The organism is Kitasatospora sp. NPDC002040, from assembly GCF_040296785.1.
GTDB lineage: Bacteria > Actinomycetota > Actinomycetes > Streptomycetales > Streptomycetaceae > Kitasatospora.
Genome location: NZ_JBEOXV010000001.1, coordinates 1,118,983 through 1,138,212 on the forward strand (window position 1 = coordinate 1,118,983; position 19,230 = coordinate 1,138,212).

Sequence of the window (19,230 nt, forward strand, 5' to 3'; positions counted from 1 at the left end):
CATTCGGGTCAGATCACCCTCGAACCACCGGATGGGGTGATAAATCACCCTCTATGTTTCGATGTGAAGATCGCCGGGAAGGCAGCCGGTGACCAGGCAACCAGCGTGATTCGTTCCGGCGTCCCCCCGTTCGGCGGGTGGTCGGGGTGAGTGCGCGTCAGGTTGACTGCCTGTCAGTCACCGGGTGATTCCGACTGGTTGAGGCCCATCTGGGCGTCCTGTCACGGATGTCCGGATATGTACACTTATCGTAGTGCCTTGGTTCCAGGGAGTGAATCCTCGGCCCAATACCAGAGCTCGGCTTGACTGAGCCAGAGTGACGCACATGTAATTTCACTCGTGTCGTTCCGCCGCTCCAGGCAACGGCAACACCACGGGGACGCCACAAGGGGCAGAGGAGGCGCGCCAGATGAGCGAGCTCTTTGAGCTGTTGATCGGTGAGGGCATCGAAGAGGACGAAGAGGAGCTCGGTTGGCAGGAGCGCGCGCTGTGCGCTCAGACCGACCCGGAGTCCTTCTTCCCGGAGAAGGGCGGCTCCACCCGCGAGGCGAAGAAGGTCTGCCTCGCCTGCGAGGTCCGGTCCGAGTGCCTCGAGTACGCCCTGTCGAACGACGAGCGCTTCGGCATCTGGGGCGGTCTCTCCGAGCGGGAGCGCCGGCGCCTCAAGAAGAGCGCGGTCTGACACCCGCTCACCGTTCTGTGCAGCGCCTCACCGAATGACGGTGGGGCGCTTTCGCATGTTTGGGCACCTTCTGTGCACACTCCGGGCGCAAGCCCGCCATCGAGAGCCGTTAGTGTGGTGCGCCACCTGACTTCGCCGTCCTCGGCCGCGTCCACTGAGAAGCTTGGGGCCCACGCACTCGATGACCGTCTACAGCCACCAGAGCGGCTTCTCCGCAGCCCGCCCGCCCGCGTACCCGCGCCACCTGGTCACCGCCGTGATCGTCTCGCACGACGGCGCCCGCTGGCTCCCGCAGGCCCTGGCCGGGCTGCTCGGCCAGGACCGCCAGGTCCAGCGCATCCTCGCCGTGGACACCGGCTCCACCGACACCTCGCCGCAGCTGCTCCAGGACACCCTCGGTGACTGGCTGCCCGAGAGCGGCCCGCTGATCCTCGGCCGCCGCTCCGGCTTCGGCACCGCCGTCGGCCAGGCCGTCTTCAACAGCCCGCCGCTGCGCCCCGAGGACCTCCCGTACAGCCTCGACCCGTCCGGGTACGACCCGGTCACCGGCGGCTGGGACGACTTCGGCGACCCGCTCGGCGCCGAGGACGACCTCGGCCGGGGCGGCCCGCGCGAGACCCAGCCGGTCGAGTGGCTCTGGCTGCTGCACGACGACTGCGAGCCGCAGACCGACGCCCTGCGCCGGCTGCTCCAGGTCGCCGACTCCACCCCGAGCGCCGCCGTGGTCGGCCCCAAGCTGCGCAGCTGGTACGACCGCAGGCAGCTGCTCGAGGTGGGCGTCACCATCGCCCGCTCCGGCCGCCGCTGGACCGGCCTGGACCGCCGCGAGCAGGACCAGGGCCAGCACGACCAGGTCCGCCCGGTGCTCTCCGTCTCCACCGCCGGCATGCTGGTCCGCCGCGACGTGTTCGAGGAGCTCGGCGGCTTCGACAAGGCGCTCCCGCTGATGCGGGACGACACCGACTTCTGCTGGCGGGTCAACGCGGCCGGCCACCGGGTGGTGGTCGCCCCCGACGCCGTGCTCCGGCACGCCGAGGCGGCCAGCCGCGAACGCCGCGCGATCGACTGCGGCGCCGCCCACCCGCACCGGCTCGACAAGGCCGGCGCCGTCTACACCCTGCTGGCCAACTCCAAGGGCCTGCTCTTCCCGTACGTGCTGCTCCGGCTGGTGCTCGGCACCCTGTTCCGGGTGCTGGTCAACGTGATCGGCAAGGACCCCCGGCAGGCCTTCGACGAACTCGCCGGGCTCGGCCACGAACTGGTCCGGCTGCCCCGGCTGCTGCTCGCCCGCAAACGCCGGGCCCGGACCAGGTCCGGGGACGCGCTCGACGACCGGACGCTCTTCCCCGCCCCCGGCGCGACCGCACGGCTCGCGGTCGAGGGCATGATCGGCTCACTCGGCATCGGCGGCGGCGACGACTCCGGCGCCGGCCGGCACGGCTCGGTCGAGTCGGGCCCGGGCGACGATGACGCCGACGACCTGGTGGTCGAGCAGTTCACCCTGCTCAAGAAGCTCGCCAAGCGCCCCGCCCCGCTGCTCTTCACCGCCCTGCTGATCTTCGCCCTGATCGCCGGCCGCGACCTGCTCGGCAGCGGCACCCTGCTCGGCGGCGCCCTGCTGCCCGCCGCCGACGGTGCGTCAGGCCTGTGGTCGATGTACGCCGACGGCTGGCACCCGGTCGGCACCGGCTCCACCGCCACCGCGCCGCCGTACCTGGCCGTGCTCGCCGTGCTCTCCGGGCTGACCTTCGGCAACGCCGACCTCGCGGTCGCGCTGCTGCTGATGCTGGCCATCCCGCTCGCCGCGGTCAGCGCCTACCTGGTCTCCCGCCCGCTGATCGAGTCCAAGCTGGTCCGCGCCTGGGCCAGCGCCGGGTACGCCCTGCTGCCCGCCGCCACCGGCGCGCTGGCCCAGGGCCGGATCGGCACCGCCGTGCTCGCCGTGCTGCTGCCGCCGCTGGCCCGCGCCGCTGCGGTCAGCGCCGGCCTCGGCATCCGCGCCGAGACCGCCGCCAAGGGCGCCCGCCCCGGCTGGCGGTCCAGCTGGATGACCGTGCTGATGCTCACCGTCTGCACCGCCTTCGTCCCGCTCACCTGGGCCATCGCGGTGCCGCTCTGCCTGGCCGCACTCACCCACGCGGTGCTCCGCGGCGGGGCGTACGGCTCCGGCGGCGAGGCGCTGCGCCTGCTCGGCCTGCGGGTGCTGGTGATCCTCGGCGCCCCGGTGCTGGTGCTCGCCCCCTGGTCGCTGCACGTGCTCGCGCACCCCTCCCGGCTGCTGCTCGAAGCCGGCCTGCCCGGTCTGACCGGCGCGGCCGCCGACCCGCTTGGCCTGATCCTGGTCAACCCCGGCGGCGCCGGGGTGCCGCCGGTCTGGCTCTCGGCCGGCGTGGTGCTCGCCGCACTCGCCGCGCTGCTCCGGGCCGACCGCCGCCGCGCCGTCCTGGCCGCCTGGGGCGCCGCCGCCGCCGGGCTGCTCTTCACCGTCGCGGTGGCCGGCACCGCCGTCACCCCGGCCTCCGGCGGCGCGCCGGTGGCCGCCTGGGCCGGCCCCGCCACCCTGCTGACCGGCGTCGCGCTGATCGCCGCCGCCGCGATCGGCGCCGACGGCGCCAACACCCGGGTCGCCGGGATCGCGTTCGGCTGGCGCCAGCCGGTCGCGGCCCTGGTGCTGGCCGCCGCGGTGCTCGCACCGCTCGGCACCGCCGTCTGGTGGGCCGTCACCGGCGCCGAGGGCCCGCTCCGCCGGACCGCCTCGGACCAGGTGCCCGCCTTCATCGCGGAGGAGGCCGGCAGCACCGACCGCTCCCGCACCCTGGTGATCAGCGGCGACGCCCAGGCCGCCGCCGTCCGCTACGCCCTGGTCCGCGGGGCCGGCCTGACCCTCGGTCAGGCCGAGGGCACCGTGGACGCCGCCAACGACCCCGGCGGCCGCCTCACCGGCCTGGTCGGCCGCCTGCTGGCCGGCTCCGGCGGCGAGCAGGCCAAGGAGCTGGCCGGCTCCGGCATCGGCTACGTCGAGGTGAAGGACCCGCTGACCCCCAAGGTCAGGGACGTCCTGGACACCACCCCCGGCCTGACCAAGCTCAGCCAGGAGAACGGCATCGCGCTCTGGCAGGTCACCGGCGCCCCGGCCACCCGGGCCGTGATCGTCGACGCCAAGGGCACCGCCACCCCGCTCCCGTCCGGCGCCCGCGAGGTGCAGGGCGAGCTGCCGGCCGGCCCGGAGGGCCGCGTGCTGCGGCTGGCCGAGCAGGCCGACCCGAAGTGGACCGCCACCCTGGGCGGCACCGCGCTCGAGCCGGTCACCCTGGACGGCTGGGCGCAGGGCTTCAAGCTGCCCGCCGGCGGCGGCCGACTGGACGTCACCCGCGAGTCCGGCCTGCTGCACACCGGCTGGATCTGGGCCCAGCTCCTGCTCGGCGCCACCGTCCTGGTGCTCGCCCTGCCCGGCCGCCGCAACCACAACGACGACGACCTGCCCGAGGAGGTGGTGGCCGCCGCCGCGCTGGCCGCCGCCGCCCAGGCCCAGGCACCCGTCCCCGGCAGCCGCCGGGCCCGCCGCCTCGCCGAACGCGGCGAGGGCGAGGGCGAGGACGGCGACCCGCAGACCGGCGTCTACGCCGCCATCCCGCAGCAGTCGGCCGCCGAGCCGGAACCGGCACCCGAGCCGGTGGCCGAGCAGTACCAGGACCCGTACCAGCAGGCCGACCCCTACAGCTGGGACCAGTACGCCGTCCAGCAGCAGCCCGCCGCGCCCTACGGGTACGAGCAGCAGCCGCAGTACGGCTACGACCAGTACGCCGGCTACGACCAGCAGCAGTACCAGGGCTACGAGCAGCAGGCGCAGCAGCCGGTGCAGCAGCAGACCGAGCAGCAGACCTGGCTGCCGGAACAGCCGCAGCAGGAGCCCTACTACGACCCCAACGACCCTTACGGCCAGCCGTACCGGCACGGATCGGGGAGCTGACCCACCGTCATGAAGAAGCCCACGCTCAAGACGCCCAGCCTCAAGGCACCGAGCCTCAAGGCACCCGACCTCAAGGCGCTCGGCGGCAGCCGTACCGGCACCTCGCTGCTGGCCGGTGCCGTCGTGCTCGGCGCGGTGTTCGGCATCGCCGAGCTCCGCCCGCCGGTCGGCGCGGCCGACGCGGTGAACGGCCAGGCCACCTCCGCCCAGGTGGAGCGCACCGCGAAGGTCTGCCCGCAGCCGCTCCAGGGCATCGTCGGCGCCACCACGCTCTCGCTCTTCACCCCGGCCGGCGGCACCGCCACCGGTGGGTACGGCGCCCTGATGAACGTCGTCCCGCACGCCCCGGCGACGGCCGCACCGTCAGCGGCCCCCTCGGCCCCGGCAGCTCCCTCGGCCCCGGCCGCGAGCCCCGCCGCCGACCCCGCGAACACCGCCCCCCTCGACGCCCAGGTCGCGCTGGCCAAGGTCGGCGTACCGGTCCAGGGTCCGGCGCTCAACAACGACAGCGCCCCCGGCACCTTCGCGGTCGGCACCGGCGCCTTCGCCCCCGGTTTCAGCGTCGGCCAGACCACCGTCGTCCCCGACCAGCAGGGCCTCGGACTCTCCGGCATCGACTGCACGGCCTCGGGCACCAGCTTCTGGTTCGCCGGTGCCAGCACCGCGGGGGATCGGGTGGACTACGTCAGCCTGGTCAACTCCGACTCCATCGCCGCCGTGGTCGACCTCAAGCTCTACGGCGACAAGGGCCCGATCACGGTCGACGGCGCCGACGGCTTCACGGTCGCGCCCGGCACCTCGCAGGCGATCCGGCTGCCCATCCTGGTCAAGGACCAGAAGGACCTGGCCATCCACGTGGTGGCCCGGAGCGGCCGGATCGGCGCCGCGCTGCACGCGGCCGACGGCAACAAGGGCTCGGACTGGATCCCCGCCTCGGCCGACCCCGCACCCACCCAGGTGGTGCCCGGCCTGGCCGCCGACGCGGGCACCGCCCACCTGGTGGTGGCCGCCCCCGGCGACGACGACGCCGACCTCAAGGTCCAGGTCTCGGGCAAGAACGGCTGGTTCACCCCGGCCGGCTTCGAGACCGTCCACGTCAAGGCGGGCATGGTCACCGCCGTGGACCTCGGTCAGATCACCCGGAGCGAGCCCGGCGCGATCCGCCTGAGCCCCTCCGACCCCGCCCACCCGACCCCGGTCGTCGCCACCATCCGGATCGACCGGGGCGGCAACGGCAAGTCCGACGCGGCCTGGCTCTCCGGAGCGGTACCCGTCGGCCTGCGCGCGAGCCTGGCCGACAACCGGGGCGGCGGCGTCACCACCCTCTACCTGACCTCCACCGGCGAAGCCGCCGCCAAGGTCAGGGTCACCGCCTCGGCGGGCAGCGGCGGCGGCACCCCCACCACCAAGGAGATCGACCTCCCGGCCGGTGCCACCGTCTCCCTCCCGGCCCCCGAACCGGCCGACCTCAAGGGCTCGTTCGGCCTCACCGTCGAAACCGTCTCCGGCGGCCCCGTGATGGCCGCCCGGATGCTCGCGATCCCGCTGAAGGACGTCCCGATGTTCACCGTCCAGTCCTTCCGCGACGACCGCAGCACCGTCAGCGTCCCGCACGCCGACCAGGACCCCGCGGTCCTGCTCCGCTAACCCTCCGGAGCCCGGGGAACCGCGAGGCCGACCTCGCGGTTCCCCGGGCTCCGACGGTGCTACTCCTCGTCGTAGCGCGGATCGATCGCGTCCGGCGAGAGCCCGAGCAGGTCCGCGACCTGCTCGATCAGGATCTCGTGCACCAGCGCGGCCCGGTCGTCCCGGGTCTTGACCCGGATCTCCACCGGCCGCCGGTAGACGATGATCCGGCTCTTCCGGCCCTGCCCGGCCGTGATCACCCGCCCGAGCGGCACGGCCTCCGGCTCGGCCGCCCCCGGGTCGGCGAGCGGTACCTCCTGTACGGCGAACTCGACGTCGATCAGCTGCGGCCATCGCCGTTCCAGCCGTTCCACCGACTCCCGCACGTAGTCGTCGAACAGCTCGGACCGGGTCAGCGAGATGGGCACCTGAGGAGGTGCCAGCGGCCCTCGCAGGCCACGGCCGTGCCGGTCACGATGCCTGCGGCGCCGAGGCGGGTCGGCCGGTGATTGGGGTGCGGAGCTGTCCATATCAGAGTCGAGCGTAGTCCTTGGAGGCCCGGAAGTGGACTACCCCGGCCGGGCCCATGTCGCCGACACGTGACACTCGGTGGGGGAGGGTCTTCGCGGCCTGGTCAGGAGTGCGGTACCGTCCACCCTCGTGAGCTCTGTACGTCGTTGTTCGCGGACCGCGTGCGGCCGACCGGCCGTCGCGACGCTGACGTACGTCTACGCGGACTCGACCGCCGTCCTGGGCCCGCTCGCGACCTACGCCGAGCCGCACTGCTACGACCTGTGCGCCGAGCACGCCGAGCGCCTGACCGCCCCGCGCGGCTGGGAGGTGGTCCGGCTGGCCGCCGACGTCGGCCCGCTGCGCCGCTCCAGCGACGATCTGGAAGCCCTGGCCAACGCCGTCCGCGAGGCGGCCCGGCCCCAGCCGCCGCGACCGGGCCGGATGTCCGAGTCCGATCCCACCGAGGCGGGCCGCCGCGGCCACCTCCGGGTGCTCCGCTCGCCCGACAGCTGAGCTCACCGACCGTTCGTCACCTGCGGGTACGCTGCCCTCGTCTGAGTACCCAACAGGTGGAGTGGTTGTGCGGGACCTGAAGCAGCTGGTGAAGGCGTACGACGTTCGTGGTGTGGTGCCGGATCAGTGGGACGAGTCGTTGTCGTTCGCTTTCGGTGCGGCGTTCGTGCGGGTGGTGGGTGCTTCGGCGGTGGTGGTGGGGCATGACATGCGTCCCTCGTCGCCGGGGTTGTCGCGGGCGTTCGCTGAGGGTGCCGCGGCGTCGGGTGCGGATGTGGTGGAGATCGGGCTGTGCTCGACCGACCAGCTGTACTACGCGTCGGGGTCGATGGACCTGCCGGGCGCGATGTTCACCGCCTCGCACAACCCGGCCCAGTACAACGGGATCAAGCTGTGCCGCGCGGGTGCCTCACCGGTGGGCCAGGACACCGGCCTGACCGAGATCCGCGAACTGGTGGAGTCCTGGACTGGTGCGGACGACACGGTGACCGTGCCGGCCCTGGACGTGAAGCCGGGCGGGCTGTCGGCGGCGGACAGCCTGCGTGGTTACGCCGACCATCTGCTGGGGCTGGTGGACCTGAGCGCGATCCGCCCGCTGAAGGTGGTCGTCGACGCGGGCAACGGCATGGGCGGCCACACCGTCCCCACCGTCTTCGCCGGACTCCCGCTGGACGTGGTGGAGCTGTACTTCGAGCTGGACGGGACGTTCCCCAACCACGAGGCGAACCCGCTGGACCCGGCCAACCTGGTCGACCTGCAGGCCAAGGTCGTCGAGACCGGTGCCGATCTCGGCCTGGCCTTCGACGGCGACGCCGACCGCTGCTTCGTCATCGACGAACGCGGCGAGCCCGTCTCCCCCTCCGCGATCACCGCCCTGGTCGCCGCCCGCGAGATCACCCGCGCCCAGGCCGCCGGCGAGGCGAACCCCACCGTCATCCACAACCTGATCACCTCCCGCACCGTCCCCGAGGTCGTCCGCGAACTCGGCGCCACCCCCGTCCGCACCCGGGTGGGGCACTCCTTCATCAAGCAGGAGATGGCCGAGACCGGCGCCGTCTTCGGCGGCGAGCACTCCGCCCACTACTACTTCCGCGACTTCTGGCGCGCCGACACCGGCATGCTCGCCGCCCTCCACGTCCTGGCCGCCCTCGGCCACCAGGACCAACCCCTCTCCGCACTCACCACCCGCTACAACCGCTACACCGAATCCGGCGAGATCAACTCCACCGTCACCGACCAACAGGCGGCGACCGCCCTGGTCGCCGACCACTACGCCGACCTGCCCCACACCACCACCGACACCCTCGACGGCCTCACCATCACCACCCCCACCTGGTGGCTCAACCTCCGCGCCTCCAACACCGAACCCCTGCTACGCCTCAACGTCGAAGCCGACGACGCCACCACCATGGCCACCGTCCGCGACACCGTCCTCACCCTCATCCGCGCCTGACACCACCGGCCCGACCCCCGGCCGGTATGGTTGCCACCGGCCGGGGCACCGCTGTACCGGCGCACCGTGTACCGACCTCTGGAGCCTGACGACCCATGAGCAGCCTGCCGTCCTTCCTGCTGGAGATCCTGGTCTGCCCCGAGTGCCACTCCGCGCTCGCCGAGGAGAGCAAGGGCGAGGAGCGCGAGCTGCGCTGCACCGGTGAGAGCTGCGGCCTGGTCTACCCGGTCCGCGACGGCATCCCGGTGCTCCTGGTGGACGAGGCCCGCCGCCCCTCCTGAACCGAGTACAAGGCCGGAGGCCAGCCGCAATGATCGACGACAGTCTGCTCGACGACCCGGCCGCCCTCCAGCGCGCCGACCGCGACCGCGCCCTGCTCGCCCTCGCGGGCGCCGGAGCGCGGGTCAGGACCGCACTGCGCCTGGCCGACGACGCGGGGCTCGCGGCCCTGCGCCCGGACGGACGGCCCCGCACCCTGCTGGTGGCGGGGCACGGCAGCGCCCTCGCCGCCGGCGCGGCCCTGGCCGCCCTGGCGGCCGGGACCACCCAGGTGCTCCCGCTGCCGCCCACCGACGCCGAGCCGGTCCGGCGCGACCGCGCGGCCGCCGACCCGGTCTTCTCGGCCGGGCTGAGCTGGCAGCTGCCGGGCTGGGTCGGCCCGGTCGACCTGCTGGTGATCGCCTCCATCGACGGCACCGAGCAGGGCCTGATCGGCCTGGCCCAGCAGGCGTACGCGCGCGGCTGCGCGGTGGTGGTGATCGCCCCGGCGCAGAGCCCGCTCACCGAGGCCGCCCACCAGGTCCGCGGCCTGCCGCTGCCGTACGCACCGTCCGCGGTCGACCCGGCCGATCAGGAGGCCGACGCCGAACCGGACCTCCCCGCGCTGGACCCCGGCGCGCTCTGGGCGCTGCTGGCCCCGCTGCTGGCCCTGGCCGAGAAGCTCGGCGTGACCCAACTGCCGCCCGGCGCCCTGCAGTCCACCGCCGACCGGCTGGACGAGACGGCGGTCCGCTGCCGTCCGGACGCGGCCGCGTACGTGAACCCGGCCAAGGACCTGGCGGGCAAGCTCTCCGGCACCGTCCCGCTGCTCTGGGCCGAGGGCCCGGTGGCGACCGCGGTGGCCGAGCGGTTCGCCGCCATGCTGGCCGACCGGGCCGGGCGGCCGGCGCTGGCCGGTGCGCTGCCGCAGGTGCTGACCGCCCACCGGGGCATGTTCGTCGGCCAGCTCGGCTCCGGTGCCGATCCGGACGACTTCTTCCGGGACCGGGTGGACGAGCCCGACCCGCTGCTGCTCCAGGTGCTGCTGCTCCGTCAGACCCCGGGCCGCGCCGCCGATCCGGCGGAGGAGGACCAGGCCGAGGTGCCGGAGCCGAGCTTCCCGGTCCGCCGGGCGTACCGGCTGGCCGAGGCGCACGACGTCCGGCTGACCGAGTACCGCAGCGCGCTGGCCGATCCGCTCCAGGCGCTGGCCGAGCTGACCGCGCTGACCGACTTCGCGGCGGTCTACCTCGGCCTGGCCGCCACGCGGGACTGACCGGAGCTCAGCAGCCTTGCGGCACCGGGATACTCTGTGCGGTCGGCAAGCTGAGCGTCGGCCGGTGCGGTGCACCGGCCCAGTCGGAGGGACACCACCCCAGCATGAGCACCGAAGGCGGCACCAAGGCACTGGTTGCGGCGCTGTCCGCGAACCTGGCGATCGCCGCGAGCAAGTTCACGGCGTTCGCCTTCACCGGCTCGTCGTCGATGCTGGCCGAGGGCGTCCACTCGGTGGCGGACTCCGGCAACCAGGTGCTGCTGCTGGTGGGCAGCAAGCGGGCGGCCCGGACGGCCGACGAGGAGCACCCGTTCGGCTACGGCCGCGAGCGCTACATCTACGCCTTCGTGGTCTCCATCGTGCTGTTCAGCGTCGGTGGCCTGTTCGCCGTGTACGAGGGCGTGGAGAAGATCCGCCACCCGCACGAGCTGCACGGCTGGTACTGGGCGGTCGGCGTGCTGGTGTTCGCCATCCTGGCGGAGGGCTGGTCGTTCTGGACCGCGATCACCGAGGGGCGCAAGTCCAAGGGCAGCCTGGGGTGGGTCGAGTACATCCGCCGGGCCAAGGCGCCCGAGCTGCCGGTGGTGCTGCTGGAGGACTTCGGCGCACTGATCGGCCTGGTGCTCGCGCTGTTCGGGGTCGGCCTCACCGTGGTCACCGGTGACGGGGTGTGGGACGGCATCGGCACCCTCTCCATCGGCGTCCTGCTGGTGGTCATCGCGGTGGTGCTGGCGCTGGAGACCCGCAGCCTGCTGATCGGCGAGTCCGCCGACAAGAACGACGTGCAGAAGATCCGGGCCGCACTGGTCGACCACGACTCGGTCACCCGGATCATCCACATGCGCACCCTGCACCTCGGCCCCGAGGAGCTGCTGGTCGCCGCGAAGATCGGCGTCAACGCGGAGGACAGTGCCGTCCAGGTGGCCGCGGCGATCGACCTGGCCGAGGCCCGGGTCCGCAAGGCCGTCCCGATCGCCCGGGTGATCTACCTGGAGCCGGACATCTACAGCGCGGAGAAGGAGGCCGAGGGCCTCGACCCGGCGGCCACCCCCGGCGGTCCCACGCACTGACGGACCATCGGATCCGGCCGAATCCACCCGTACGAATCCCGTGCGAATACGCCATCGGTGTAGATTCGTCAGCAGTGCCAAACGTCGCTGCTGATGGCGGTCGATCGGTGGTCCCCGGCGAGCCCGGGTCCCCGGTCGAGGGAGAGAGGTCCTCCGACGGATCGTGCGCGGGAGCAGTACGCCGAGCAACCGGGCGTCCTGCCGCCCCAGCACACCCGTGACCGGCCCTTTCCCACAGCAGCTGAGGAGCAGTTCCGCATGTCGACCAACCTCAACGGTGACTTCAAGGTCGCCGACCTCTCGCTTGCCGCCTTCGGCCGCAAGGAGATCCAGCTCGCCGAGCACGAGATGCCCGGTCTGATGTCGATCCGCAAGGAGTTCGCGGCGACCAAGCCGCTGGCCGGCGCCCGGATCACCGGCTCGCTGCACATGACCGTGCAGACCGCCGTCCTGATCGAGACCCTGGTCGCCCTCGGCGCCGAGGTCCGCTGGTGCTCCTGCAACATCTTCTCGACCCAGGACCACGCGGCCGCCGCCATCGCGGTCGGCCCCGAGGGCACCCCCGAGAACCCCGCCGGTGTCCCGGTCTTCGCCTGGAAGGGCGAGACGCTGGAGGAGTACTGGTGGTGCACCGAGCAGGCGCTCACCTGGCCGAACGGCCTGACCCCGAACATGATCCTGGACGACGGCGGCGACGCCACCCTCCTGATCCACAAGGGCGTCGAGTTCGAGAAGGCCGGCGAGGCCCCGGACCCGTCCACCGCGGACAACGACGAGTACCGCCTCATCCTCGAGGTGCTCAACCGCACCCTCAAGGACGCCCCGAGCAAGTGGACCGAGATGGCGGCCACGATCAAGGGCGTCACCGAGGAGACCACCACCGGTGTCCACCGCCTGTACGAGATGCACCGTGACGGCAAGCTGCTGTTCCCGGCCATCAACGTCAACGACGCGGTCACCAAGTCGAAGTTCGACAACAAGTACGGCTGCCGCCACTCGCTGATCGACGGCATCAACCGCGCCACCGACGTCCTGATCGGCGGCAAGGTCGCCGTCGTCTGCGGCTACGGCGACGTGGGCAAGGGCTCGGCCGAGTCGCTCCGCGGCCAGGGCGCCCGCGTCATCATCACCGAGATCGACCCGATCTGCGCCCTGCAGGCGGCGATGGACGGCTACCAGGTCACCACCCTGGAAGAGGTCGTCTCGATCGCGGACATCTTCATCACCACCACGGGCAACAAGGACATCATCCTTGCCTCGCACATGGAGAAGATGAAGCACCAGGCGATCGTCGGCAACATCGGCCACTTCGACAACGAGATCGACATCGCCGGTCTCGCGAAGCTCCCGGGCATCGTGAGGACCGAGGTCAAGCCGCAGGTACACGAGTGGCGCTTCGCCGACGGCCACACCATCATCCTGCTGTCCGAGGGCCGCCTGCTGAACCTCGGCAACGCGACCGGCCACCCCTCCTTCGTGATGTCGAACTCCTTCGCGAACCAGACCATCGCGCAGATCGAGCTCTTCACCAAGACCGAGGAGTACCCGGTCGGCGTCTACGTGCTCCCCAAGCACCTGGACGAGAAGGTCGCCCGCCTCCACCTGGACGCCCTGGGCGTCAAGCTCACCGTCCTGAGCCAGGAGCAGGCCGACTACATCGGCGTCCCGGTCGAGGGCCCGTACAAGGCGGAGCAGTACCGCTACTGATCCCCTCCGTGCCCCGGCACGGACGAACGCCCGGTGCCGCTCGGCACCGGGCGTTCCCCGTTCCCCCGTCGCGTCGGACGGGCCGTCAGTCGACCACGTCGGTGGTCCACTTGGCCGGGTCGGTGCCGAGCAGGGAGACCTTCCCCAGCCAGCCCTGCAGCCCGCCCACCGGGCCGAGCGCGGCGTCCTGGATGGACGCGACGCAGATCTCCAGGCCCTGATCGGGCCTGCAGTCCTCCCGCTCGCCGGTGTCGATCGACCCGCCCGGCGCCGTGGGCGTCCCGCTCGGGTGCGCCATGGCGGGAACGACCAGGGTGGAGAAGTACCCGGCCGGCGTGGAGTGGTTCAGCAGCAGCCGCCAGGTCTCCTTCCCGGACTCGGTCCGGCGTTCGAAGCTCGCCGAGCTGAGCACCACACCCGCCGGGACGTCCCGGATCCGGACCGGCAGCGGGAGCGCACGCCGCTCCAGCCTGACACCGGCGGCGATCCGCAACGGCACCTGCTCACGGTCCGCCCGGTCGAGGTAGCCGCTCTCCAGTTCCAGCCAGCGCCCGTCCGCACTCCTCCAGCGGAGCAGGTTCGGGCCCTCCGTGTCCGCCAGGCCGTCGGACGTCACCCGGTACGCCTCCTGGCCGTTCACCGCGGGCGCGGCCACCCTGACCGCCTGCGACCCGACCACGGAGCCGGACAGCTCGGGCGTCACCCCGGCCGGATAGGCCCGCAGCCGGAACATCGTCGCCCGGGCGTCGTTGACCGCAGCCCGGGAGGAGGTCGCGTGGACGGTCATGCCGTCGAACGCGAGCTGGTACCGGACGTCGTCGATCCCGCTCGGCAGCCAGCCGAAGTCGGCCTCCACGGTCAGCGGGTCCCGCCCGGTGTACGACGCGGTGGTCTGCGACACCACCGGTGCGGACGCCGCGCGGCTGGGGCCGGTGGCACTGGGGCTGGGGGAGCCCGAGGCTCCCATCGCCGGGCCGACCGCGCCCCCGGTGCCGCCGGAGGCCACCAGCGTCACCGTCAGCACGGCTCCGACCGCCAGCGTGGCGCCGGCCACCGCCAGCCCCTGCCGACGGCGGCGCAGCCGCGCCCGCCCGTCCCGCTGCGCCCGCTGCAGGTCCACCCCGCTGACCGGTCCGGGAATCTCCACCATGGCCTCCAACCCCGCCCTGAGCGGGGAAAAGTCGTCCGTCATCACACGGCTCCTTCCGAGAGGGCGGGCCCGGCCGTCGGCAGCGTGCGCCGGAGCGCCGCCAGGCCGCGGGAGCACTGGCTCTTCACGTTGCCGGTCGAGCAGCCGAGGGTGTCCGCCGTCTGATCGACGGTCAGGTCGCAGTAGTAGCGCAGCACCACGACCGCGCGCTGCCGGGGCGGCAGCTCGGCCAGCGCCCGGCGCAGGTCCAGTGCCAGCTCCAGGTCACCGCCCGCGAACAGCGCCCGCTCGGGCACCGCCGTCCGGTCGGTCCGCCGCCACCAGGAGGTGCGCTGCTCGGCCAGGAAGGTGTTGACCAGGACCTTCCTGGCGTAGCCGTCCCGGTTCTCGGCCCGCCCGGCCCGGTGCCAGTTCACGTACAGCTTGGTGATGCTCTCCTGCACCAGGTCGTCCGCCCGGTGCCAGTCCGCACACAGCAGGTACGCCACCTTGCGCAGCCACCCGGACCTCGCCGCCACGTACGCGGTGAACTCGGCGTCGCGTGCGTGCTCCGCCATCGGCCATCCCCCCTCCGGCGGTGCATCGGTGCACCACCCGACTCCCTGATGCGGCCGGGTCCCGGAAAGGTTGCACGTAGGCTTCCCCCATGCCGAACGGCCGCTACCTGCACCACGACACCCACGACCACCTGCCGCTCGGCGAGGAACGCTTCAGCTGCGCCCCCGGCCCGGCCGGCTGGCGCTACGTCTCCAAGACCTACGCCCCCGACGGCAGCGTGCTGGCCACCACCGACCTGACCCTGGACTCCCGGGCCCGCCCGCTCCGGCTCGAACTGCGGGCCGGCGGCTGGCAGGTGCGCGGTGGCGCGGTCGACGGCGTGACCTGGGTCCGGACGGCAGCCGACGGCGGACCGGAGCACGCGGCCGAGGGCCACGACCGGGCACACGGCTTCACCGGCTCGTCGCCGGGCTTCCTGGTCGCCACCGCGCGACTGCTGAAGCTCCGTCCGGGCAGCAGCTCCCGGGTCCGGCTGGTCGCCTTCACCGATCCGGTGCTCGCCCCGCGCACGCTCGACCAGGGCTGGCTGCTGGAGTCCGTGCAGACCCACGACACCGACTCGGGCCCGCTCCAGGTCGAGCAGTACCAGGTCGCCGACCTGGAGACCGGCGAGCAGCAAATCGTCCACCTGGCGGGGGACGTGGTGCTCGCCGCCTCGGGCATCGAGCTGGAGGAGCTGGAGTCCCCGCCCAACCAGTGGCCGACGGAGTACTACGCCTGACGCTCTCTCAGACCGGCGGCGGCTCAGGCCGGCGGCGCGAAGCCGGTGGGCGGAGCCGTCGGCCCGGGCGCGGGCGGCGGTGCCACCGGGGGTGCAGCGGTAGCGGTCGGTGCGGTCGGGGCCGGGGGAGCGGCGTAGGTCTGCGGGCGGTGCGCCACCGAGCGCTCCCACTCCCGCCGCTGCCGCTCCGCCAGCACGGCGCCCAGGTAGGACGCCGGGGGCACCCCGTACGGCGCGGCCTGTCCGGTGCAGGCGACCAGGTCACCGACCAGCCGCAGCGCCATGCCGTGGCCGACCGCCGGGTCGAGCTGGCCGATCCGCCCCAGGTACTGCCGGATCGTCAGCCAGAGCCCCTCCGGCACCGCCGAGAGGTCCAGCGCGACCAGACCGGGGCCCAGTCCCTGCATCAACTCCGGTGCGAGCACCGGCATCACGCCCTCGCCCCGACCCGAACCCGGTACCCGCTCCCGGACCACCAGGGTGCCCGCGAAGACGTCCCCGAGCCGTCGGCCCTCCGGCGAGACCAGCGAGCAGATCATCGCCGGGACACCCATGAACATCAGCAGCTCGACGAAGCCCACCAGCCCCCGCACCAGCGAGTGCCGGAACCGGGCCGGTCCGCCGTCGGTCCGCACCACCCGCAGTCCGAACGCGAGCTTCCCCAGTGACCGCCCGCGCGTCAGCGTCTCCACCAGCACCGGTACGCCCACCAGGCAGAACACCATCGTCCCGAGCGAGATCGCCGCCGCAGCGGCGTCGTCCACCTCGGTCAGCGTCGCGTCCAGCAGGAAGAGCAGGCCGATCAGCACGGCCGACTCGGCCAGCAGATCCAGCCAGATCGCCAGCGCCCGACTCGGCAGCTTGGCCGACCGCAGTCCGAGGACGACCGCCTCGCCCGTCACCAGCTCACTCACTGCCGCACCCCGCCCGTCCGATCCGGCGGGCCCACCCCGCGATCTCCAGCCGCCAACATACGGCGCTGCCAAACCCCCGGGAAGAGCAGCCCTCCCCTCTGGCATGCTGAGCCCGACCCGGCGGGGCCCACCCGTCAACCACACCTCGCAGGAGACCGCCGCATGGATCTCGACGTCTTCGTCACCGCCCACCAGGCGGAGTGGCACCGTCTGGAGCTCCTGAGCCGGCGCCGCCGCCTCACCGGCGAGGAGGCCGACGAACTCGTCACCCTGTACCAACGCGCCACCAGTCACCTGGCCCAGGTCCAGTCCGCCGCCCCCGACCCCACCGTGGTCGGCCGGCTCACCACCCTGGTCGCCCGCGCCCGCAGCGCGGTCACCGGCGCCCGCACCACCTCCTGGCGCGACGCCGGCCGCTACTTCACCGTCAGCTTCCCCGCCGCGCTCTACCGTTCGCGCCGCTGGTGGATACCGATCGCGGTCCTGTCGATCCTGCTCTCCGCCCTGGTCGGCTGGTGGGTGGCCGCCCACCCCGAGATCCGGGAGAGCGTCGCCTCGCCCGAGCAGATCAGCCAGATGACCAAGTCCGGCGGCGCGTACGAGACGTACTACTCCGACCACCCCGCCAGCTCGTTCGCCGCCCAGGTGTGGACCAACAACGCCTGGATCGCCGCGCAGTGCCTGATCTTCGGCATCTTCCTCGGCCTCCCGGTGGTCTGGGTCCTGATCAGCAACGTGATGAACCTCGGCGTCGCCCTCGGCCTGATGGCCTCGGCCGGCCGCCTGGACTTCTTCCTCGGCCTGCTGCTCCCGCACGGCCTGCTCGAACTCACCGCCGTCTTCGTCGCCGCCGGCCTGGGCCTCCGCCTCGGCTGGACCGTCATCGACCCGGGCCCCCGCCCCCGCGGCACCGCCCTCGCCGAAGAGGGCCGCGCCGTCATCGGCATGGCCATCGGCCTGACGGTCGTCCTCTTCGTCAGCGGCCTGCTCGAAGCCTTCGTCACCCCCTCCGGCCTCCCCACCTGGGCCCGGATCACCATCGGCGCGGTCGCCGAGGTCCTCTTCCTCCTCTACGCCCTGGTCCTCGGCCGCCGCGCCGCCGCCACGGGTGCCGCCGGCGACCTCGATGCGGCCGATCAGGCGGACCTGCACCCGGTCGCCGCGTAGCGCGCGTGGTCCGGGACAGGGCCGCTGACCTGGTAGTCTTCTCATCAGCGCAAGAAAACCATTGACGTGGTCCACATGTGCTAGTAGGTTTGAACGGTTGAGACCGACTGGACAACAGTCGCCTTGAAGGTTTAATGTCTACAACATCGCCAGGCCGAGGCAGTGAGCATCCACGGATGCCCGCCACGGATTCGGCAAATCCCTCCCAGCGGGAATTCAGAAACGAATGAAGCCGGTAAAACGGCCGAAATTGATCTGGTAAGCTGGGAAACACGAAAGAACGAAGCGCCCGGAGGGTCCGCCTGATAAGCGGCTCGAAGGAAGTGTCCGTTCCTTGAGAACTCAACAGCGTGCCAAAAGTCAACGCCAGATATGTTGACATCCCCGGCCTCACCTTTGGTGGGGTTGGAGATTCCTTTATGAAGTAAAACACTAGCGAGGACGCAGTGCGCGGGACCGCCCTATTCCGGTTGGTTGCCGTGCCGCTCTTCCGCGGTGGTTGCGGGATTACCCGCAGACATTCACGGAGAGTTTGATCCTGGCTCAGGACGAACGCTGGCGGCGTGCTTAACACATGCAAGTCGAACGATGAAGCCTTCGGGTGGATTAGTGGCGAACGGGTGAGTAACACGTGGGAAATCTGCCCTGCACTCTGGGACAAGCCTTGGAAACGAGGTCTAATACCGGATATGACCTTCCTCTGCATGGGGGTTGGTGGAAAGCTCCGGCGGTGCAGGATGATCCCGCGGCCTATCAGCTTGTTGGTGGGGTAATGGCCTACCAAGGCGACGACGGGTAGCCGGCCTGAGAGGGCGACCGGCCACACTGGGACTGAGACACGGCCCAGACTCCTACGGGAGGCAGCAGTGGGGAATATTGCACAATGGGCGAAAGCCTGATGCAGCGACGCCGCGTGAGGGATGACGGCCTTCGGGTTGTAAACCTCTTTCAGCAGGGAAGAAGCGCAAGTGACGGTACCTGCAGAAGAAGCACCGGCTAACTACGTGCCAGCAGCCGCGGTAATACGTAGGGTGCGAGCGTTGTCCGGAATTATTGGGCGTAAAGAGCTCGTAGGCGGCTTGTCGCGTCGGTTGTGAAAGCCCGGGGCTTAACCCCGGGTCTGCATTCGATACGGGCAGGCTTGAGTGTGGTAGGGGAGATCGGAATTCCTGGTGTAGCGGTGAAATGCGCAGATATCAGGAGGAACACCGGTGGCGAAGGCGGATCTCTGGGCCATTACTGACGCTGAGGAGCGAAAGCGTGGGGAGCGAACAGGATTAGATACCCTGGTAGTCCACGCCGTAAACGTTGGGAACTAGGTGTTGGCGACATTCCACGTCGTCGGTGCCGCAGCTAACGCATTAAGTTCCCCGCCTGGGGAGTACGGCCGCAAGGCTAAAACTCAAAGGAATTGACGGGGGCCCGCACAAGCAGCGGAGCATGTGGCTTAATTCGACGCAACGCGAAGAACCTTACCAAGGCTTGACATATACCGGAAACGGCTAGAGATAGTCGCCCCCTTGTGGTCGGTATACAGGTGGTGCATGGTTGTCGTCAGCTCGTGTCGTGAGATGTTGGGTTAAGTCCCGCAACGAGCGCAACCCTTGTTCTGTGTTGCCAGCATGCCTTTCGGGGTGATGGGGACTCACAGG

The 19,230-nt window shown here is 71.7% G+C and carries 15 protein-coding genes and 1 rRNA gene; 12 read left to right on the forward strand and 4 right to left on the reverse strand.

Annotated features, from left to right (window positions below; translation table 11 throughout):
- The first annotated feature begins 409 nt into the window (after positions 1-409).
- From ABT118_RS05395 to ABT118_RS05405, 3 genes are all read left to right on the forward strand, one after another.
- Entirely contained in the window at positions 410-682 is a 273-nt protein-coding gene (locus ABT118_RS05395; protein ID WP_350645041.1) for a WhiB family transcriptional regulator, read from the forward strand.
- 163 nt (positions 683-845) lie between these two features.
- A complete protein-coding gene (locus tag ABT118_RS05400) occupies positions 846-4,652 on the forward strand; it encodes a glycosyltransferase (protein WP_350645042.1) in 3,807 nt (1,268 codons plus the stop codon).
- Positions 4,653-4,661: 9 nt separating this feature from the next.
- Entirely contained in the window at positions 4,662-6,299 is a 1,638-nt protein-coding gene (locus ABT118_RS05405) for a DUF5719 family protein (protein ID WP_350645043.1), read from the forward strand.
- Between the two features lie 59 nt (positions 6,300-6,358).
- Here the strand turns inward: ABT118_RS05405 and ABT118_RS05410 are convergent, their stop codons facing one another.
- Positions 6,359-6,808, reverse strand: a complete 450-nt coding sequence (locus ABT118_RS05410) for a metallopeptidase family protein (protein WP_350645045.1) — start codon at positions 6,806-6,808, stop codon at positions 6,359-6,361.
- Between the two features lie 79 nt (positions 6,809-6,887).
- On the opposite strand from ABT118_RS05410, the gene ABT118_RS05415 reads away from it, so the two are divergent.
- From ABT118_RS05415 to ahcY, 6 genes are all read left to right on the forward strand, one after another.
- Positions 6,888-7,304, forward strand: coding sequence for a DUF3499 domain-containing protein (locus ABT118_RS05415; protein WP_350645047.1), 417 nt, complete (start codon positions 6,888-6,890; stop codon positions 7,302-7,304).
- Between the two features lie 67 nt (positions 7,305-7,371).
- Positions 7,372-8,757 (forward strand): phosphomannomutase/phosphoglucomutase, encoded by a 1,386-nt coding sequence (locus ABT118_RS05420; RefSeq protein ID WP_502884471.1) that lies wholly within the window; start codon positions 7,372-7,374, stop codon positions 8,755-8,757.
- Between the two features lie 95 nt (positions 8,758-8,852).
- A complete protein-coding gene (locus ABT118_RS05425) occupies positions 8,853-9,038 on the forward strand; it encodes a Trm112 family protein (RefSeq protein WP_184918944.1) in 186 nt (61 codons plus the stop codon).
- Positions 9,039-9,067: 29 nt separating this feature from the next.
- On the forward strand, positions 9,068-10,291 hold the full coding sequence (locus ABT118_RS05430) for an SIS domain-containing protein (RefSeq protein ID WP_350645051.1): 1,224 nt from the start codon (positions 9,068-9,070) through the stop codon (positions 10,289-10,291).
- 104 nt (positions 10,292-10,395) lie between these two features.
- On the forward strand, positions 10,396-11,361 hold the full coding sequence (locus ABT118_RS05435; protein ID WP_350645053.1) for a cation diffusion facilitator family transporter: 966 nt from the start codon (positions 10,396-10,398) through the stop codon (positions 11,359-11,361).
- Positions 11,362-11,619: 258 nt separating this feature from the next.
- Positions 11,620-13,068, forward strand: coding sequence for an adenosylhomocysteinase (gene ahcY, locus ABT118_RS05440; protein ID WP_350645054.1), 1,449 nt, complete (start codon positions 11,620-11,622; stop codon positions 13,066-13,068).
- An 85-nt stretch (positions 13,069-13,153) separates the two neighbouring features.
- Here ahcY and ABT118_RS05445 read toward each other — a convergent pair whose 3' ends face one another.
- Both ABT118_RS05445 and ABT118_RS05450 read right to left on the reverse strand, forming a co-directional pair.
- Positions 13,154-14,260, reverse strand: coding sequence for a hypothetical protein (locus ABT118_RS05445; RefSeq protein WP_350645056.1), 1,107 nt, complete (start codon positions 14,258-14,260; stop codon positions 13,154-13,156).
- Complete coding sequence (locus tag ABT118_RS05450; RefSeq protein ID WP_350645058.1) at positions 14,260-14,775, reverse strand: SigE family RNA polymerase sigma factor; 516 nt, start codon at positions 14,773-14,775, stop codon at positions 14,260-14,262. Before ABT118_RS05450 ends, ABT118_RS05445 begins: the two co-directional genes overlap by 1 nt.
- A gap of 89 nt (positions 14,776-14,864) precedes the next feature.
- On the opposite strand from ABT118_RS05450, the gene ABT118_RS05455 reads away from it, so the two are divergent.
- Complete coding sequence (locus ABT118_RS05455; protein WP_350645060.1) at positions 14,865-15,497, forward strand: hypothetical protein; 633 nt, start codon at positions 14,865-14,867, stop codon at positions 15,495-15,497.
- Between the two features lie 23 nt (positions 15,498-15,520).
- Here the strand turns inward: ABT118_RS05455 and ABT118_RS05460 are convergent, their stop codons facing one another.
- The gene (locus ABT118_RS05460) at positions 15,521-16,411 is read right to left on the reverse strand and encodes an RDD family protein (protein ID WP_350645062.1); all 891 of its coding nucleotides are present in this window, start codon (positions 16,409-16,411) and stop codon (positions 15,521-15,523) included.
- A gap of 162 nt (positions 16,412-16,573) precedes the next feature.
- Between ABT118_RS05460 and ABT118_RS05465 the strand changes: the two genes are divergently transcribed.
- Both ABT118_RS05465 and ABT118_RS05470 read left to right on the forward strand, forming a co-directional pair.
- Positions 16,574-17,578 carry a stage II sporulation protein M gene (locus ABT118_RS05465; protein ID WP_350645063.1) on the forward strand — a complete coding sequence of 335 codons (1,005 nt, stop codon included), beginning with the start codon at positions 16,574-16,576 and terminating at the stop codon, positions 17,576-17,578.
- 520 nt (positions 17,579-18,098) lie between these two features.
- Positions 18,099-19,230, forward strand: a 16S ribosomal RNA gene (locus ABT118_RS05470); the annotation flags it as partial.

Bases quoted from the DNA above. Each gene is read 5' to 3' on its own strand.
- ABT118_RS05395 (WP_350645041.1), top strand. From the start codon at position 410: ATGAGCGAGCTCTTTGAGCTGTTGATCGGTGAGGGCATCGAAGAGGAC.
- ABT118_RS05405 (WP_350645043.1), top strand. From the start codon at position 4,662: ATGAAGAAGCCCACGCTCAAGACGCCCAGCCTCAAGGCACCGAGCCTC.
- ABT118_RS05410 (WP_350645045.1), bottom strand. From the start codon at position 6,808: ATGGACAGCTCCGCACCCCAATCACCGGCCGACCCGCCTCGGCGCCGC.
- ABT118_RS05425 (WP_184918944.1), top strand. From the start codon at position 8,853: ATGAGCAGCCTGCCGTCCTTCCTGCTGGAGATCCTGGTCTGCCCCGAG.
- ABT118_RS05430 (WP_350645051.1), top strand. From the start codon at position 9,068: ATGATCGACGACAGTCTGCTCGACGACCCGGCCGCCCTCCAGCGCGCC.
- ABT118_RS05435 (WP_350645053.1), top strand. From the start codon at position 10,396: ATGAGCACCGAAGGCGGCACCAAGGCACTGGTTGCGGCGCTGTCCGCG.
- ahcY (WP_350645054.1), top strand. From the start codon at position 11,620: ATGTCGACCAACCTCAACGGTGACTTCAAGGTCGCCGACCTCTCGCTT.
- ABT118_RS05445 (WP_350645056.1), bottom strand. From the start codon at position 14,260: ATGACGGACGACTTTTCCCCGCTCAGGGCGGGGTTGGAGGCCATGGTG.
- ABT118_RS05450 (WP_350645058.1), bottom strand. From the start codon at position 14,775: ATGGCGGAGCACGCACGCGACGCCGAGTTCACCGCGTACGTGGCGGCG.
- ABT118_RS05455 (WP_350645060.1), top strand. From the start codon at position 14,865: ATGCCGAACGGCCGCTACCTGCACCACGACACCCACGACCACCTGCCG.
- ABT118_RS05465 (WP_350645063.1), top strand. From the start codon at position 16,574: ATGGATCTCGACGTCTTCGTCACCGCCCACCAGGCGGAGTGGCACCGT.